General features: G+C 58.9%; 13 protein-coding genes. 6 read left to right on the top strand and 7 right to left on the bottom strand.

What is annotated here, in order from left to right; all coding sequences use genetic code 11:
* Window positions 1-67: 67 nt before the first annotated feature.
* A complete protein-coding gene (locus tag KD146_RS02910) occupies window positions 68-1966 on the bottom strand; it encodes a heparinase II/III family protein (protein ID WP_212657249.1) in 1899 nt (632 codons plus the stop codon).
* A 113-nt stretch (window positions 1967-2079) separates the two neighbouring features.
* Between KD146_RS02910 and KD146_RS02905 the strand changes: the two genes are divergently transcribed.
* A complete protein-coding gene (locus tag KD146_RS02905) occupies window positions 2080-3330 on the top strand; it encodes a glycoside hydrolase family 5 protein (RefSeq protein WP_212657248.1) in 1251 nt (416 codons plus the stop codon).
* Here KD146_RS02905 and KD146_RS02900 read toward each other — a convergent pair.
* Together KD146_RS02900 and KD146_RS02895 are read right to left on the bottom strand one after the other, a co-directional pair.
* A complete protein-coding gene (locus tag KD146_RS02900) occupies window positions 3324-4742 on the bottom strand; it encodes a phenylacetate--CoA ligase family protein (RefSeq protein ID WP_212657247.1) in 1419 nt (472 codons plus the stop codon). The genes KD146_RS02905 and KD146_RS02900 overlap by 7 nt on opposite strands.
* Entirely contained in the window at window positions 4739-5857 is a 1119-nt protein-coding gene (locus KD146_RS02895; RefSeq protein WP_212657246.1) for a glycosyltransferase family 4 protein, read from the bottom strand. Before KD146_RS02895 ends, KD146_RS02900 begins: the two co-directional genes overlap by 4 nt.
* A gap of 172 nt (window positions 5858-6029) precedes the next feature.
* On the opposite strand from KD146_RS02895, the gene KD146_RS02890 reads away from it, so the two are divergent.
* Window positions 6030-7469, top strand: a complete 1440-nt coding sequence (locus tag KD146_RS02890; protein ID WP_212657245.1) for a lipopolysaccharide biosynthesis protein — start codon at window positions 6030-6032, stop codon at window positions 7467-7469.
* Here KD146_RS02890 and KD146_RS02885 read toward each other — a convergent pair.
* Genes KD146_RS02885 through wecB form a run of 3 tightly spaced genes read right to left on the bottom strand, consistent with a single transcriptional unit; the run spans window position 7466 to window position 10738 of the window.
* Complete coding sequence (locus KD146_RS02885; protein WP_212657244.1) at window positions 7466-8260, bottom strand: WecB/TagA/CpsF family glycosyltransferase; 795 nt, start codon at window positions 8258-8260, stop codon at window positions 7466-7468. The two genes, KD146_RS02890 and KD146_RS02885, sit on opposite strands and share 4 nt — an antisense overlap.
* A gap of 2 nt (window positions 8261-8262) precedes the next feature.
* On the bottom strand, window positions 8263-9594 hold the full coding sequence (gene wecC, locus KD146_RS02880) for a UDP-N-acetyl-D-mannosamine dehydrogenase (RefSeq protein ID WP_212657243.1): 1332 nt from the start codon (window positions 9592-9594) through the stop codon (window positions 8263-8265).
* Window positions 9587-10738, bottom strand: a complete 1152-nt coding sequence (gene wecB, locus KD146_RS02875; protein WP_212657242.1) for a non-hydrolyzing UDP-N-acetylglucosamine 2-epimerase — start codon at window positions 10736-10738, stop codon at window positions 9587-9589. The genes wecC and wecB overlap by 8 nt, the downstream gene beginning before the upstream one ends.
* Before the next feature lie 167 nt (window positions 10739-10905).
* On the opposite strand from wecB, the gene KD146_RS02870 reads away from it, so the two are divergent.
* Complete coding sequence (locus KD146_RS02870; protein WP_212657241.1) at window positions 10906-12369, top strand: glucosamine inositolphosphorylceramide transferase family protein; 1464 nt, start codon at window positions 10906-10908, stop codon at window positions 12367-12369.
* Here the strand turns inward: KD146_RS02870 and KD146_RS02865 are convergent.
* Window positions 12366-13550, bottom strand: a complete 1185-nt coding sequence (locus KD146_RS02865; protein ID WP_345790731.1) for a VpsF family polysaccharide biosynthesis protein — start codon at window positions 13548-13550, stop codon at window positions 12366-12368. The genes KD146_RS02870 and KD146_RS02865 overlap by 4 nt on opposite strands.
* 205 nt (window positions 13551-13755) lie before the next feature.
* On the opposite strand from KD146_RS02865, the gene KD146_RS02860 reads away from it, so the two are divergent.
* The 3 genes from KD146_RS02860 (at window position 13756) to KD146_RS02850 (ending at window position 18321) form a co-directional block, all read left to right on the top strand.
* Window positions 13756-15285, top strand: a complete 1530-nt coding sequence (locus KD146_RS02860) for a GumC family protein (protein ID WP_212657239.1) — start codon at window positions 13756-13758, stop codon at window positions 15283-15285.
* Window positions 15286-15287: 2 nt separating this feature from the next.
* Window positions 15288-16397: a glycosyltransferase gene (locus KD146_RS02855; protein WP_212657238.1), complete on the top strand. Its 1110-nt coding sequence runs from the start codon at window positions 15288-15290 to the stop codon at window positions 16395-16397.
* A 502-nt stretch (window positions 16398-16899) separates the two neighbouring features.
* Window positions 16900-18321 carry a sugar transferase gene (locus tag KD146_RS02850; RefSeq protein WP_212657237.1) on the top strand — a complete coding sequence of 474 codons (1422 nt, stop codon included), beginning with the start codon at window positions 16900-16902 and terminating at the stop codon, window positions 18319-18321.
* The last annotated feature ends 2 nt before the right edge of the window (window positions 18322-18323 follow it).

Raw genomic sequence — 18323 nt, 5'->3', positions numbered from 1 at the left:
CACCACTTGTGACCCGTTCTCAATGCCAGATCAGACGGTCCAAGACCCCTTAATTACTAAAGCTTAGTTAATGGTCGAGAACACGCAGAAAGGATTGAACACCGGCGCTATCGACCTCGCCACGCCAGCAAATTCGCGCTGCCGGCACCTTCACGCCGAAGCCCTGCGAAACCCAGCCACCCTGCCCCGGTGCATCCCCACCTGACTGGATAGTAATGGCATCATTGGGCAGCTCAATTCGCAGCAATGCCAGGCCACCACGGCTCACTGTCACTACCTTTCCAACCTGTTGGCTAACCAGCCCAGGCGCCAGCTGAAAAACAATCTCGGCCTGCTGCGGCGTACCGATCAGTCGGTCAGTAATGACTATCGCCTGACCATCTCGCAGCACCTCGCGGCGGTGTCGCGCGTCGAACCGGCGTTCATAGCCATTATGTTCGGCGATCAGTGACCAATCCGTACCGGTGTGGCTCTCGACAAGCCAAGCTCTGGCCTTGTGTGACCAATTGAACGCCCCGGACATGACACTCTGGCTCTGCTGACCAAGGTTGAGCGTATTGTGGGCAGGTGTCGACCGGAACCAGTCTCGCCACGCCCCGCCTGACCCATAGAGATACGTCCCCGGATCAACCAGTACCGGCTGCCCATCAACCTCCAGAGTAATGGCCAGAGCGTCAGCATGGCCATGCGCGGCGATCGACAAATAACCCAAAGGCCCATGATCGAAGCGCAACACTGCTGCGTGGTTCGCCATCTCTCCACGCCACACAGAGAGACCGCCAGCAGAAAAAACCCGCAACCCATCAAGTGGCGAGAATACATCCGCCGGACGGCCAAACACCAGAGCCCGGAAGTCGTCAGCGCGATACCAACCGCTTTTGCGATCCACAAAACTGGCAATGGCCGAGGCAACTGAGGCCGGATAACTGGCTTCCTCGCCAAGGCTCACAACGCGCCCTTCATCATTGTCGCCATATTCCCCATTGAGGCCGATCCAGCCGATAAAATCAGCAAACGCTCGCAGCCTCTCCAGCGCTCTGGCGGGCAGTTCTGTGCCCGCTTCCCGCTCAGCCATTGCAGCAGTCAGGACCAGTTCTGCAGTAAAGGCAGCATAGGTTGGCGTTTGCTCGGCACCTGCGCCATCAGGCAGAATCTGCTTTTCAAGTTCACCCAGCAGATGCGTCCTGGCCCGCCCAGTGCTTCTCCCCAATGCCCGCTCTATCAGAACTTCACCTGCCAGCTCCGCTACCAAATGATTGTTGGCCGAGGAGAAATGGGAGGGAAACCGCGGTAGCCAGAAAGCGCTAGCCGATAGGATGTCTCCCGCTTTCTCTCGCACACCAGAACTTAGTCGATCTCCGATCAAACTCAGCGTCAGAATGATGCTGATCGCGCGCAGTGCGACCTCAATCCCTGACGCCCAACCGACGCCGCCAAAAGGCGGGTTTGCCTCGTACCAGCTTGTGAGAACGGTCTCGATCGTGTCCAGACTCTGGGCATCCTCTTCCAGCACATGCTGCGCCGCCAGAACGGGCAGGAACTGCAGCCTGTTGATTTCCCAAACGTATTTGATATCGCCCCTGCCGCTGCGATGACGGTAATCGATCGCGAAAGCATACTGGTCGCTTTTGGGCCAATGGGTTTGCGTTATTGGATCAAGCCGCCATAGATCGGCAGAAAATCCTATGTCGGCTGGGCGTTGGGGCCAGTTGGCTCCCAGTGCCGAATAATGGCCCGCCAAAATGTCACTGGCAGCTTGCGTGATTGCCTGTCGCTGCGCTGGCGTGGCCGCAAGGACCCGCCCTTTCAACCTTGGCATTACCGGATGTAGGCGCGCGCCCTTGTATCGCGACCATCCCTGATGGAGGTGCCTTGAAGTGAACTTACGGCTCTTCTCGACCACCCGATGCAGTATCTCGGCGGCGTCCATGCTGCGCAGGCGATTGATGTACCAGGATAGCGTCATCGGATGTCCGGTGTTTCAACCGTCATACACCAAAAGCCCAGAAATCTGCGTCATCGGCGCTACGTTTTCGCAGTCATGGGTTAACATCACGCGAGGTCCACGGGAGTGCAGCCATGAAACGTGTTGGGTTGGTGTTGATCGCAAGTATTGCGCTGACGGGCTTCAGCCGGGCAGAGCCGCTTCAACTCGCCCGCGGCGTGGGCGTGCACGATTGGCTCAATTGGGCGCCCGTCACTGCAGATGGCACCTATCGCTGGCCCCCCTATCGCGACCAGGAGGAATGGCTGGCGGGGGCGCGCCCGCTCAGCGACTGGCCGCCGGGAGACCAGTTCGAACGCATCCACGCAATGGGTTTTGACTTCGTCCGTCTCACCGTCGACCCGGGTCCGCTCTTGGCCACTGAGGGGGCATTTCGAGAGGAAGCTCTGAGCATTCTGGCGTCAGCCGTTCGCACGGTCACCGCTTCAGGGCTCAAGGTCGTCTTCAACCTCCACGGCGTCAGCCAGATACCCCGATACGGAATGGAGATGATTTATGGCGGCTCCGGTAGTGAGGGCGTCGCTACCTATCGGGCAATGGTGACCGATGTGGCCGCGATGCTAGTTGATGTCGGCACGGAAAATGTCGCATTGGAGCCCTACAATGAGCCAGCCTACTATCCTTGCGACGACAGCGGGACCGGGGATTGGCAGCAGATCATGGCCGATACCGTGGCCGACATCCGGGCAATCAGTACCAGACTGACCGTGATAGCGACCGGCGCTTGTGGCGGCAGCATCACCGGGTTGACTGACCTTGACCCTTCGTTTGACGACCCGAACCTGCTCTACAGCTTCCACATGTACGAGCCTCACAGTTTCACGCATCAGCGTGCTGAAGCCCCCGAGGACTTTAGCGCCGGACTGCCATGGCCCTCTTCTGCCGGAAACCTCGATCTGGCAATGGAAACACTGCGCGCCCATATGGACGCGGCCGGCGTCGACCTCGCGCGGAAGGCCAGTAACATGATCATGTTTCAGGCCACTGCCGCCCAGTACTTTCTTGAAGGCTGGGGACAGACCCAGCTTGAAGCACGCATAGGTGAAGCGGTCGACTGGGCGCAGGACAACGACATCGCCGAATCGCGTTTGTTCATGGGCGAATTCGGCACCATTCTGATGACACCCGATGGTCGCATGGGGGCCTTCAACGCTGACCGGCTTCGCTACCTCGCAGCCGTCCGCCAGCAGGCCGAAACCTACGGATTTGCCTGGTCGGTGTGGGAGTATTCAAATCCCTATGGCATGTCTGTGATCTTGCCGATCGGACCCGCCATGCCAGATACCCAGATGCTACATTCGCTGGGCATGCCTCCCGCTCAATAGCGACCAATATCGAGCCGTTGGTCAATGAACGCGCGTTTCCCGCTACGACCCGATACTATCTGCGATACAGGCTGCGGTCTGAAACGCAATCGGTTCTGACTGGTACGCGTGAGGTCGGCCGCCATACGCGCCGCATCTTCCGGCCCGCCTTCTCCCGTTGTGACGTAGCGGATCACCACGTCCCCCGGTGTATCCTGATAAAACTGGAACTCTGATATCCCCGCAAAAAACCGCGGATCTTCCGGCGTTAGGTCGGTGGTGACCACGCGCGTCCCCTCATCAGTGACGAGATAATTGGGCTTTCGGCGCGGCGTCAGATCGCAAACCTGCATTCTCTGACCATTGCTGGCATTAGGCAGTTGGACAAGTCGCGCATAATCCCCCGTCTCATAGCGAATGAAGGGCATGCCTGTGGACAGAAAGCCGGTCCCAATCAGGCGTCCTTCCTTGCCGAACTCGGTTACAGGATCACCCGCTTCATCGACCAGCTCCGCAAGCCCATAGATCGGGTTGAATTCGTACACACCCGGCGCACCCGCAACTTCTGCCGCGAACAACACCTTCTCGCTCAGGCCATAAAAACAGGAGAACTGGGGATTGCCCAATGTCTGGATGATGAAGCTGCGCTGGTGGTCGAATATTGGTTCGGAGATAGGCATAATGCCCTTGATCGGTCGTTTGGGGGTGCGGCCAAGCACCCGCATCTGCCGACAAAACAGTTCAATCGCAGACGGATACCCATAAATATACTGCAGACCGCGAGCATCGATCAGATCGAGATATTGCGCAGCGTCTTGCTCGGTCAAAGGATAGACTGAAAGGCGCATCTCGCGCAGCGCGGGGTCCCAGTCATGGATTTTGCGACCATTGGGGTCCAGTGCAAAGCCCCGCAAACAGACCCGCGCATCGTTTTCGGAAAACCCGATGCGCGACCACACATCGTAGACATAGGCCATCTCACGAGTGCTGCGATCCTTGTCGAGATAAAAGCCGAACGGCGTTTCGGCATTTGACCCACTTGTTTCGCCCCAATCCACGTCACTCAGCGGCACCGCAAGTGCGTCCTTGCCGGCAGAACGCAGTGCCACCTTGTCAAAGATGGGCATCTTGCTCAGATCGGCCAGCTCAAGCACATCTGCATTAAACTCAGCGCCAAACGTGCGGGCAATGAGGTCTCGGTAGAAAGGGCTGCCGGCCTGCGCTTTGGCAAATAGCGCACGTAAGGCGGCCAATTGCGCCTCAGCCGCAAACTTCGGATCTGCTTCAGCCCGTGCAACCCTCTCACGCTCCCGCAGGTACGTTCGGCCGAATTTGAGCTTTGCCGGCACTAGCCCCATGAGCGGACGAAGGCCTTGCCGCAAAAATTTCGGACTGCGGACATATGCTCCGCGGGCGCGATCCAGCCAGCTCATTTCTCCCTCGCGATCTTCGTGCGCACCGCTGCAATCCAGACCTCGCAGATGGCCTGCGCAAATGGCGCCAGATCCAGTTGCTGTCGGTGAAACATCCGCGCATTCTTACCCAGTTCGGCGCGCAGTTCCGGATCGCTGACCAGCCGGCTCAAGGCCAGGGCCAAAGCCCCGACATCGCCCGGCGGCACCAGTAGCCCAGTCTTTTCGTCCACAATGATATCTGTCACTGCGCCCACCGGCGTGGCGACAACTGCTAGACCCGCCGCCATTCCCTCGATCACCGATACTGGAAGGTTCTCCGCAAACGAGGGAAGGACAAGAATATCAGCTGAAGCAATCAACTGTGCCACTTCTGTTGGGCCAACCCAGCCCGGAAAAGCAACGCGTTGCGATAGCCCCAACGAAGCGGCCTGATTGCGCGCAGCATCAACGGATCCGTCACCGGCAACCGTTGCTCGCCAGCGCTCATCTTCAGCCATCGCGCTCAGCGCGGCCAGCAGTTGCGGCACACCCTTGCGCTCTCCAATCCGGCCCAGAAACAGAATATGGACGCTCTCGCCACCGCCCCTCTGTGCAAGCGCCGGCACTCCCGTCGCATTGGCAATGATGGTGATTTTGTCGGCAACGCCAGGGGCACGGCCGGCGATGAATTGGCGCCACACGCTGCCAAGCACCACCACCTGGGCAGCACGCTCAAACATGTTCTCAATTGAGCGGCTCAACAGTCCGCCCGTACCTTCCCAGAACTCTTGGTACTCCGCACCATGAAGGTGCAGAACATATGGAATGGCCATTAGGCGCGCGCAGTTGGCAATCACCAGCTTGCGATAGGTGCTGCCGTCGCTAGCAAGATTGATGTGAACCACATCGACTCTTCCCCTCAGGCGCGCAGCAATCATCCGCAAACAAAAAAACAGCGCGTAGAACGGTGAGAGGAGGACCGACCCCGCCCCCCGGCTTGCCACAAACTGAGCGCGGACTTCGGGCCTGTCCTCGCGCGCCAATTGGGCCTTCAGAGTCGCCATGACGCGATCAACACCGCCCTGTCCGGTTGCGGCAGAGGGCGTGGCGACCATGACGTGAACGGTTGGTTTGACGGTGGGGCGTTGCAGCATGATGCTCTTGGTTAGCCCAGTCAGGCACAACACAAAAGCAAAGGATGTCGGGAAGGTTTACGCGCACAGCGTTTGATCAAATTGCCCGCGTTCACGCTATGTGGGTTTTATGCTGGTCCCTCCAGTAGCGGAGCGCTAAGCCTGAACAAACCGAACTTCCGGAAACGCGCTTTTGCTCCTACGTTCAACGCTCATCTATGCGCCTGCGATCTTGCTGACGCGAATGTCCGCATTGCTGCTGATTGCCGTAGCGACCCGCTTGATCGACCAGACGGAGTTTGGCCTCCTCACGCTGGTAGTAACGATCGGCGAAATGACCGACGTTGCCGTGACCAATTGGTTGCGGATCTCATTGCTCCGACTGGGTGGCAAGAAGGACGTTAGCCGAGGCAGCCTGTTTCTGGCCGCGCGTGTCATGGTCTTGACCACATTATTAGCGCTGGCTGTATCCGCAGCGGCATCAACACTGGTCGCGCCTGATCGCTGGATCGAGTTTGCCTTGGCTGTTGGCGGTTATCTGATCGCTGGCGCAATTGGCCGATTTGCGCTGACCATACTGCAAATGCAGCAACGCCATTCAACGTACAGTATGCTCGAATTTCTGCGGGCAGTTCTGCAATTGGCGTTGCCGCTCCTGGCCATCTACGTCTTGCCTGGCTCTTTCCTGTCGATCTCGCTCGGTTCCAGTCTGGGTGTCCTGATCGCCGGACTCATTGCGGGCACCATTGCCTGGAGCAAGGTTGTTGCGGGCCCTGCTCGCTTCAGCCAACGCGAGTTCTTCGCCTTTGGCGTGCCCCTCATTGTCATTGCTCTGGTGGGGTTCGGGCTGAACAATGCCGAGCGGCTCTTTCTGAACGCCTACTATAATGCAGGTTCCGTCGCGATCTTTGCTGCCGCCTATGCCTTGGCCCGCCAGCCAATCGATATGGTCGCCAATGCCATCAATATGGGCGCATTCCCCGAAATCGTTGGCAGGTTCGACTCTGAAGGACCCGCATCCGCGGCAGCGCTGCTATCCAATCTCATGGCGCTGATGATCCGGCTGTGTTTGCCGGTAGCGGCCCTTCTGGTGGCCCTGGGCCCCGAAATTACCAGCGTGGTATTGCCCGTGCAGTATCACGGCCATGTCGACCAACTGTTTCTAGTCATTGCTTTTTCCGTCTTGTGCGCCAACCTTACCAGCTTCGTCTACGGCGCGGTTGTGCACGCTCACAAGAAGCCGTGGCTGCTGGTTTGGGCAAATGGCGCCGGGTCAATTGGCACTATCGGACTGTCGCTACTACTGATCCCGACTATGGCAGAAGCCGGCGCCGCGCTGGCTCTGGCCGGCGGCACATTATCAAGCCTCGCGGTCTGCGCTGCCATCAGTCAGAAGCTGACAGCAATCCCCTTCCCGCTGCGCGACATCAGCTTCTCGATAGGGATCGCAGCCATAACGGGCGTGACAGCAAAACTGTCCAGCGTCGCTTTTGCGCAAGCCCCCGACCTCGTTCAGCTGGCAGTCGGGGCGGTGGTTGGTGGTCTCACGTTCCTGGCGCTTAATGGGCTGATCCACCCGACTGAAACCCGGGCCCTCGCCCAGCGTGCATGCAGGCGCCTCGGCATCGCCTAAAGCGCAGGCGGATTGCGCCGAGCCTGCTGAAATTCTCGCCAAAGCAGTGCTATGTAGGCCGTATTGGTCTCGTAGTACCGACGCCACAAGCGCCGCGGCTCCTGAGCAACCCGAAACAGCCATTCCAGGCCAGCACGTTGGATGAAAACGGGCGCGCGGGAAACCTTGCCCCCATAGACGTCAAAGCTTCCGCCCACCCCCATCACAAAGCTGGGCAGCAGCGCCTCACGATGTCGCTTGAGGAAACGCTCCTTTTGAGGCGTCGGCAGCGCGACAAACAGACAGTCAGCGCCTGAAGCATTGATAGTGGCAACAATGCCAGCTTCTTCACCCTGATCGAAATACCCGTTTTGTAAGCCGGCAATCTCCAGTGTGGGATAATCGCGCGCGAGGGTCGCCCGAACGGCATCCAGTACGTTTTGCTCTGCACCGAACAGGAAGGGTCGATAGGCCTTGCGGGCACACAGCGCAAACATCTCTGTCATCACGTCCACACCGGCCACGCGTTCATTCAGCGCAACGCCCAGTAGGCGCGCCCCCCACAGCACGCCTGCCCCGTCGACATTGATGACGTCGGCGGTGGAGACATCCTCACGCAGTTCAGCGTTCTTGCCCATGTTCACCAGCTTGGCGACATTGACCACGGTGTGCAGCAATGGACGGTGCGTCCGCATGGCTTCATCGGCTAGGTCCAGCGTCTCCGCCATGCTCAGATCGTGCATTGGCGCGCCCAGAAATCCCCGGCGCCGATCCGCCAGCAAGGGGTGGGTGGACCAGTCGTCAAACTCCATATTTAGGCTGCCTTGTCTGTGCTGCGGCGGCGAGGCCGCGTCATGCTGTTGCGCCCCTCAATGCGGGCATCGGTCCGGCGCGCTTTGCGCCAGGTCCAGAGCCCACGCGTATCCACCAGCTTCTTCTCAGTAAGCGCTGCGGGATCAATCAGGCTGAAATGACGATGATCGACCAGCAATACGACAATGTCGGCTTGGTCGATTGCCGTCAGGGCATCCGTGAATTCCACGCCGATACCCTGCAGTGGTTTGGGCAATTCCTTGGCATGTGGTTCAGCTGCAAGGATCCGTACATTGGGCAATTCCGTCAGCAGCCGGACCACATCGACGGCGGGGCTTTCGCGCATATCGTCGATATTGGGCTTGAAGCTCAACCCCAGGCAGGCAATGGTCTGCGCCTTGTGGGGGTCCAGAAGCATTTCCACGTCTCGAACGACGCTGTGTGGACGATCGGAATTGATCCGCCGGGCCGTCTGCATCATCGCCGTGCTGTCGGGGACCGCGTTGATGATGAAATAGGGGTCGACCGCAATACAGTGACCGCCCACACCTGGTCCAGGATTGAGGATGTTGACGCGAGGGTGCTTGTTGGCCAGCTCGATGACTTCCCAGACATTGAGCCCGAGCTGCTGGCAAACGCCTGAGAGCTCATTGGCGAAACCGATATTTACGTCGCGGAACGCGTTTTCCGTGAGTTTGACCAGTTCAGCGCTTTCCGCGCTGGTGATGTAGAGGTCGCCTGCAACAAAACTGGTATAAAGCCCGACCGCACGCTGTGCCGAAGCATTGGACAATCCGCCTATGGAGCGATCATTGTCCACAAGTTCGCTGAGCACCTTTCCAGGCAGAACGCGCTCTGGTGAATACGCGACCAGTACGTCGGCGTCTTCGCCAAACAGATGCGGAAACTTCAAATCCGGCCGCAGTTCGGCCAGCAGCATGGTCATATTACGGGTCGTGCCAACTGGTGACGTCGACTCCAGAATTATCAGATCGCCACGCTTGAGGACCGGCGCCAGGCTGCGCGCTGCAGCCATGACAAAGCTGAGATCAGGAGTGTGATCATCCGCGAACGGCGTAGGCACAGCGATAATATGTGCATCGGCTGGCTGCGGCTTCGAATACGCCTTGAGTTTGCCGGTTTCGACCATTTTCTGGATCAAGCCATCCAGCTCGGGCTCGACGATATGGATCTCGCCCCGATTGACCTTGGCAACCACGTCCTCGTTGACGTCGACACCGAGCACATCCAACCCGCTTTTGGCGAAGATGGCGCAAGTTGGAAGGCCGATATAGCCCATCCCGATGACCGAAACGGTACGAATGTCAGTCATAGCGCAAAAGCTCCTCAAGAATACGAGCGCTCGCTCGTCCATCCCCGTAGGGATTGTGTTGCTCTGACATCCCGCGATAGGCCGCCGGGTCATCAAGCAGACGGTTTGCATTGGAGAGGATCAGATCGACCTGCGTGCCGACCAGGCGTGCTGTGCCCGCCGCAACACCCTCGGGGCGTTCAGTATTGTCGCGCAGCACAAGCACGGGCTTGCCCAGTGAGGGGGCCTCTTCCTGCACACCGCCGCTATCGGTCAGCACCAGATAGCTCTGCTTCTGCAGATACAGAAACGGCAGATAGTCCTGCGGCTCAATGAGGAATACACTGGGAACACCGCCCAGTTGCGCTTCGACAACGCGGCGCACATTGGGATTGGGGTGGACCGGATAGACAATTTGCACGTCGCCGCGCGTCGCCAGGACCTTGAGCGCGGTACAGATCCGTTCAATGCCCCCCTCATGATTCTCGCGACGGTGGCCCGTCACCAGAATCAACTTTTTGCCAACTTCCAGAAACGGGAAACCTGCCGCGAGTCCGGCATTCATCGATTTGTCGGTGTCGACCTGATCTGAAAAATGCAGCAGCGTGTCGATCACCGTGTTTCCGGTCACAAAGATGCGGCCGGCGTCCTTGCCTTCCGCCAGCAGATTGGCGCGCGCCTCCGTTGTCGGCGCAAAGTGCCAGGTGGCGATGTCACCAGCGATCCGCCTGTTCAACTCTTCCGGAAATGGCGAGTCTATATTGTGGCTACGCAGCCCAGCCTCGACATGTGCAACGGGGATACGCTTGTAGAACGCTGCAAGCGCTGCAGCCATGGCTGTCGTGGTATCGCCCTGCACCATTACGATGTCAGGTTTGGATTGCTCCAGCACAGTCTCCATGCCGACCAGGACCTTGTTGGTCACATCGAACAGACTTTGCCCCGGCCGCATGGCATCCAAATCATAGTGGACCGGCATGCCCGTCAACTTGATGACCTGGTCGACCATTTCGCGATGTTGGGCGGTTACGCAAATTTCGGTGACCAAATCGGGACGGGCCAACGCCGCACGGGCCACGGGGAAGCACTTCAATGCTTCCGGCCGTGTCCCAAACACAATCAGAAGCTTCTTCTTTTCCAGAAATGGCTGCGATATGAAATTCATGGCCGTCCTCGCCGAAGTCGCGGCAAGAATCCTTTACCGCCAACCACCTATATCGTGATAGCCAGCAGTTGAATGTGAACTATTTACGCATGGTTAACTCGCTCGCCCGTTTACTTTGTTTCATCTAAATCATTGATTCAGAGGGAAATAACGAAGAAAAATCCGTTATGCGAGTGAATACTTCGAACAATTTGAATAAAATTGTAATTATATTGAGCCGCGAGGAAACGCGGCTCTGGCAGGTTAACCTGTTGGAACGCCTCACATCTGCAGGACATCTCATTGATATCCAACACGTCGACGTCCCTGGCAGATCGCGCCACACGCCTGACCCGATACTCGCCCTTGAGAGCCTGCGCTTCGGCAAATGTTTGGCAACAAAGGTGACCCCGCCCGCCCCATCACAAGATCCGACCGCCGCGAAACTGGTCATCGACCTATCAGGACGTCTCGGCGTCGCATCCGCCCCGGCGCTGCGCGTGACCTTTGAGGGGCAGCCTGATTTTGCCGATGGTCTGACCCAAATGCTGGCCAATAAAGTCCAGCCAGTCCTGACCACAACTCTGGATGGCCAGACTGTCGGGGTCGCCCGCCCAATGCTCTCAGATTGGCTTTGGTTGAGCCGCGCTAGCGATGACGTCCTATCGGGAGCCATTTCATTGCTTGAGCAAAGCGTGGCGCGTTTCTTTGCTGACGCGTTGACACCCTTGGAGCCGCCGGCGCCGTCATTCCCTGTTGTGGGATTTTGGCGCCACTACTTGCCGAGCCTCACTCGCGCTGCAGCCACTCGCGCCTTGGAAAGGCTCAGCACCAGGCGTCCGTTCTACTGGCAGGTAGCCTATCGGACCGTGCAACATGCTGGCATTGCCACAACCACATTGGTGGATGGGCCCGAATTCACCACCCTGGCCGACGATGGACAGCGCTTCTATGCCGACCCCTTCGTCGTCGAGCATAAGGGCGAGGAATTTCTGTTCGTCGAGGAGTACCCTTATGCGACCGGCAAGGGTGTAATTTCGGTTGCCAAGATTGCCCGCGACGGTCAGGCCAGCGTGCCGCGCTGCGTGCTCGAGGAGCCCTACCACCTCTCATATCCTCAGGTTTTCCGGCATGACGGCGAGACGTTCATGCTTCCCGAAAGCGGTGGTGCTCGACGGCTTGTTCTATATCGAGCCAGTTCATTCCCGGATCATTGGGTGCAGGACACCATCCTGATAGCAGACAGGGATATTAACGACGCAACCCTGCTTCACCGCGACGGCCAGTTTTGGCTGTTCGGCACCGAAAGGCGTGGCGCCGGGAGTCCGTCAGACACCATGGTTGTATTTTCCGCCCCGACATTGCGCGGTCCTTGGAGCCCGCACAAACTCAACCCGATTGCCATCGATAGCGCCGCCGCGCGCCCTGGCGGCGCCTTTATCGATTGTGACGGCCGCACTTTCCTGCCGGTCCAGAATGGCCAGAAAACCTATGGCGGTGGCTTGGGCCTGATGGAACTGCTGCGGGTCGACGATGACGCCGTGTTGTTTGCAGAGCCTGTACCTGTCCAGCCCGGAAAGGCATGGCACCGCAAGGGAATTCACACCCTAAATCGGACTGGTTCGATTGAGGTAATCGATAGCGCGGGCTAGCTGGTTTCTACTTTTTGCCGCGGTATGCCGAAGGCGATCAATAGTATGAAGACGACCGTTAAAACCGGCTGCTTGGCGGACATGGTATTGTTCGACAACGCGGCGAGCAGGAACGTCCCTGTCGCGATCCAGGCGACCAGTGGCGCACCGCGCAACAACCTCAGCATGATCCAGCAGACGACCCAGGTGAACGCCAAGGCGAGCGGAATACCGAAGGTCAGACCGATCACCACCTGTGCGCTTTCAATAAACGGCAGATTGAGCTCGTTGTTGACCAGCGCCAGCAGGTCTGCTGGCGGCATGCCGAACACCAGCTCCTGCCAGCCGACCAACCAGAACGCCTGATATACGGTCAGCCGCGCGTAGAAATTCTCATCAAACAGCGTGTCGCTGAAACGACCCAGCAGCCCCCCACCCGCCAGCACGGCAAACATGAGTGCGCCGCCGATCAACGTCACGAGCAGCACACCGACCTTGGCACGCCGAGATTGCCGTGGCGAAAGACCCGGCCAGGGCACGAAGATCAGCAGCCCTAGAATTTCGGCAACAGTCAGCAACAGCGCAAAGCGCGCCCCCGCAGCTGCGCACCCAATAAGCAGCACAAGTATAAGGAGGACGCGGACCCAAACACGCCAGCGCGCCAGCACCACGAAGCCTACGGCGGTAGCACACAGGGCACCGAGCGCCAGCGGGTGTTCCGACAGCCCGAGAGGTCGGAAGCTGTCTTCCACGAGATCGGATGGCAGTAGCCGTACTTGGGTGATCGCTTCTCCGATCCCGATAACCGCACTCGCAATCAGCATCACCAGGACGATCTCACCCAGAAGACGCCTCGCACCCCCCCCAAGCGCCAGCGCGATTAGCCCGGCTGCACCCGCAACAAGATAGGTATCAATGATGAACACTGACGACCCCGGTCGTCCCGTGATGAATAGCAGGACAACAAATGCCAGCATGGCCAGACAATACCAGATCAGCACCTTGAAACGGTCGATCTCGTCGCCCCAGAGCCGGATGGGTTGGCTGAACAGGGTGATCGGCAGCATGAGCAGGATCATATAGGTGCCGAAGTGGAGCTTCTCGTAAAAGGCACCTCCCTCTTCGGTATAATCCATCACCTGGTTCATCATCATCGGTGAGATGTTGATCCGCACCGCCAGTGCCAGCGCGGTGCCCAGCACAAGCAGCAGGGTCAGGGCATTCTGCCGGCGTATCGCGGGCGGCATAGTCTGGTTGGCGCCAGCGGCCGTGTCGTTCACATGTTCACCTGACATTGGCATGTCTGGCCCCCGCTTAACCAAAAAAGGTCATTCCGGCAGCGACCTGACGGGCATGCTGTATAAGGTCTTAACACTATGTCACTCTGGAAAACGAGGCGTTAACGCCATGGCCGACATTGCCCCACCGTCCGATCGCCGCACCGGTGCTCGCGCTTACGCGCGGCTCGGGGGCGAACAGAATTGGCGCGCGCCGGCCCCCGCAAACACGGCGCAAGCCCCCAGCACACCAAATACAGTGACGCTCGACAAGATCGGTGATTTTCTCGAACTTGATTTCGGACGCCTCTTTGTATGGCTGCGTAATGGTCTGATACTGACAGCAATTCTGGCCATCATTGGCACTGTCCTGGGCGGCGCTTTTGCGGTGCTAAGCAAGCCACGCTACACCGTGACCACTGACATCATGATCGATCCCGCCAATCTTCAGGTAGTCGAAGGGGATGTATTTTCCCAGCCTGGTCAGGTTGATGGCCAACTGCTCATCGCTGGCAGCAAGCTGCGGGTACTGACCTCGCGCAACGTCCTGACACGTGTAGTCGCCGATCTGGACCTGGTTAATGACACCGAGTTTTACGACACCACGCCACCGCTGTTTTCCCTGCCAAACTTTTCTGGCGGCGGTACTGCCAGTGCCAGCACTGAAGATCCCTCGGTAATAGCAGTCCGCGCGCTGAGCGAACGCGTTGCCACCAAGTCGGACGAGAAATCCTTCGTGGCAAGTCTGATGGTATCCTCGGAATCCACCGACAAGGCCATCGCCATTTCGGCTGGCATCGTTCAGGCGTTCCGTGATGAACTCGCCGAAGCCGAGGCGGACGGGGCGTCTCGCGCCGCCACGTCACTTGATAACCGCCTTGATGAACTCAAGACCGATGTGCAGGCTGCCGAGGAGAGGGTCCAGACCTTCCGCCGCGAAAACAAACTTGCAATGTCGGGTGACGGGCAACTGGTCAGCACCCAGACCATGAACGCCCTCAATGCTCAGGTCGTCGCCGCACAGGCGCGTGTCATTGAAGCCCGCACCACCTATGATGCGCTCGCCGCCGCTGGCGCACAGGCCAACCCGTCGACGGGCACAGCCGCTACCAGCCTGCCCGCCCTGCGCGATCGCGCAGGCGCTCTGCAGCAACAGCTCCTGTCGCAGTCAATGCTGCTCGGCCCTCGCCACCCGACCATCGTGGGCCTGACTGCGGAACTGGACGCCGTGCAAACCCAGATCCGCACTGAAATCGATCGCGCTGTAGCATCGGCCAAGACCGCGCTGGATGACGCCGAGACTAACCTCGCTGCCCTGACCGCAGAGAGCGCTAACCTCACCAGCGCTGTCTTCACCGACAACGACCTGCAGGTTCAACTGCGCGAACTCGAGCGTGACGCAACATCCAAAACAGTAATCTACGAGAGCTTCCTGTCGCGGGCGCGGCAGATCACCGAGCGTGAACAGATTGATACGACCAACGTGCGCGTCATCTCCACTGCTGTGCCACCCAAAGGACGTTCGTGGCCGCCACGCACGGTCCTCGTGATGGGCATTGGTGGCTTCCTTGGACTCTTCTTGGGGATGGTGATCGCCGTTTGCGTCGGGATTTGGCGCGATATGCGCAACCCACCTGCCGCACAAACAGCACCGCAATAGCGGTGGGTAAACGCGTCGTCTTCCACACGGCCAGCCTGCGGGGCGGTGGCTCTGAACGCGTCTTTACGCTGATGGCGAACGCCCTTGCAGGGCGCGGTCATAAGGTGACGCTCTTCACCTGGAACGCTGACGGCCCTAATGCCACACTGCTCTCGCCCGCAGTCAGCCTGGTGTCGCTCGACCTGCCGATCCACGGTGAAGGCTATGGCAAGATCGGCACGATCCGGGGCATTTTTCAATCCGCGCTGTTCTTCCGCCGACACCGGCCAGACGCGGTTTTCTCTGCCCCCGAATTTGCCAATCTCGCCATTTCCATGGCGTTGAGACTGTCAGCCAGCAGGGCGAGGTTCTTCCCCAGTTTCCACGCGGCAGCCGGCCTGCCATCAACGACCTTTGGCGCCAACCTGGCCGTCACCTTGTCTGATCTGGTGCGTAGCCGGGCCAGCAAGGCCATCGCGGTCTCCCAAGGCATAGGCCAGGACCTGGAGGCCCGTGGTTTTGACAGGCAACGCATCGCCATCATCAACAATCCACTGCCCCCAAAACAGAGCAAGCCATCGGTCGATGATCGCTGGCAAACCGATCTTGCGGCGATGGGCAAAGCTACCGTCATTGCGACCGCAGGCCGATTGGTCCCGGTCAAAGATCACAAGACACTGATTGCGGCCTTCGCCCGATTGCGGCAAACGCACGAGGCTCGGCTGGTGATATTTGGGGAAGGCCCCTTGGCGGCGGACCTGCGCAATCAGGCCGACGCACTTGGCATCGGACAGAGCGTGCTGCTGCCCGGTTACGTCAATGATTTGACGGATTGCTACAAGGCAGCGGACATGTTCGTCCTGTCTTCAACCAGCGAAGGCTTTGGCAACGTGCTCATTGAAGCCATGGCTGAAGGCGTACCCGTTATATCCACCGACGCCCCTTATGGGCCACGCGAGATTCTGGGCGATGGACTCTATGGCGCGTTGGTGCCTGTGGGGGATACACAGGCGCTCGCCAAAGCCATGGCCAGCATGATGGATCGGCCAACAGATCGCCAGGCCCTGAGACAACGCGCCAAGGATTTCGATATCGATTTGATTGCGGACCGTTATGAAGCGCTTTTGAGCTAGGGGCGCTCCCGCACCCGCGAAAATTGACGCGACATTATCCAGGAAACTGCCTGAGCGGGCCGAACCCCTAGCCGCGCGCTGCTCGGTTTCGACCGCTCTCACCACCACGCTCAATGGCCGGTTCGCCGCGACAGGTTTTGGCTATGCGCAAGAAAGTCAGCGAGGCCGGGACAGTCGGGAAAGCACCCGACACGAAATTCACACTCAGTCGCGATGGCAGTCGTCAGGATCGAACTGAGCGCCGTGTTTGCCGACCCCATCACGTGCACGATCGCTCGTCACCCAAGCGTGCCTTTGCTGGCCGCGACGATGAACAAAGTACCAACAGACTTATCCACAGACGCAGGACCCAGCTTTCAAAGCGCCTGCTCAAGCGCAGACTAAACATCTGAAAACAGACAATTTCTCTAAAGTTCTCACGTTAACCTCGCCCACAGTCTGCAAGTGCCCACCCCTCGCCAGCCTGCTACGGTTAACGGGCTCTTAAGGGATGAGGCCGCCGATGTATCAAGACAGCGTCACAACCAGAAATGCTGAACTTCGGCGTCGGCGCCGTTTCAAGATCCCTAGTCGAGTTTATTTTGGCTATGCTCTGGCAGCCTTTGAAGGTGTCGTTGCCGCGGCAATCGCCCTCGCCATCTCATTGCTGATGACCGACCCACTAATATCTGAAGGTCGCGCCGCCGCGCTGGCACTGCCCCTGATGGCTGTGCTTTACGGTGCATTTTCCCATGCCTCTTCCGAGCGTGCGCTCGCCTCAAGCCAGTCTCGTCCCAACCTTCTGGCCGCCGCCACGCACTGGGCAATTGCGGTCGCAGTAGTTTGGCTTTGCAGCCTGCTGATCACGGGAGAGTTCATTAGCCCAACGCCTCAGACCTGGCAGTGGCTTCTGATCGGTGCCGCGCTTCTGATGATCGTGCGCTGGGCCCTCTACGCTCGCGTGCGTACCATGATGAGCGCCGGACAGTTCCAGATTGACCGCACTGCACTTGTTGGCAACGCCGACTCGATCCGCCGGTTCGAGCGAGACGCCCGCATTTGGCAACAAGGTGCCCAGGTGGTTGCGACCCGGGCTCTTGAACACGACAGTGAAAACACCTCAGCCGCCGGCTTTGATGACTTCGTCAAAATCTGTGTCGAGCGCCGCTGCGATCATGTCCTGTTTCTCGATGGTCCCGTCGGATCCCCGACCACTTCGGCTCTGATGCAGGCGTGCAGGCCCTTTGCCATAAACGTCGCATTCGCGCCCCAGCGTCAGGACGAGAGATACCTCGATGTTCTTTCGATCGGACCGGGCAACGCCGTTCGGGTGATGCGTAAGCCGCTCACTGACGGCGACCGTATGATCAAGCGCACCTTGGACATCGTCGCTGCGATCATTGCGTTGGTGTTGTTCGGACCCATAATTCTAGGCACTGCTCTGCTTGTCAGGATTACCAGCCCCGGACCGATCCTGTTCCGTCAGGAACGCCGCGGCTTCAACGGCAAGAGCTTCTACATTCTCAAGTTCCGCTCCATGACGGTAACCGAGGATGGCCGCGCAATGACCCCCGCCATAGCCGGTGACAGCCGCATCACGCGTTTGGGTCGCTTCCTGCGTCGCTCCAGTATTGATGAGCTGCCCCAATTGCTCAATGTGCTGCGCGGCGACATGAGCATGGTGGGCCCTCGCCCACACGCTATCTCGCATGATGCCGAACTCAGCCGCCGCTTTGCGCAGTACGCACAGCGCCAGCGCATCAAGCCGGGCATTACCGGGTGGGCTCAAGTCAACGGATTTCGTGGCGAGATCATCAGCCAGTCTCAGCTTGATGGCCGCATATCCCATGACATTGCCTATGCTGAAAACTGGTCACTCGGGCTGGATGTCAAAATCCTGATGCTGACCTTATCCTCTCCGCTGGCGCACGCCGCAGCGTACTGACC

It is taken from the genome of Devosia litorisediminis (assembly GCF_018334155.1).
In the GTDB taxonomy this organism is placed as follows: domain Bacteria; phylum Pseudomonadota; class Alphaproteobacteria; order Rhizobiales; family Devosiaceae; genus Devosia; species Devosia litorisediminis.
This window is presented reverse-complemented; position numbering and strand designations above follow the sequence as displayed.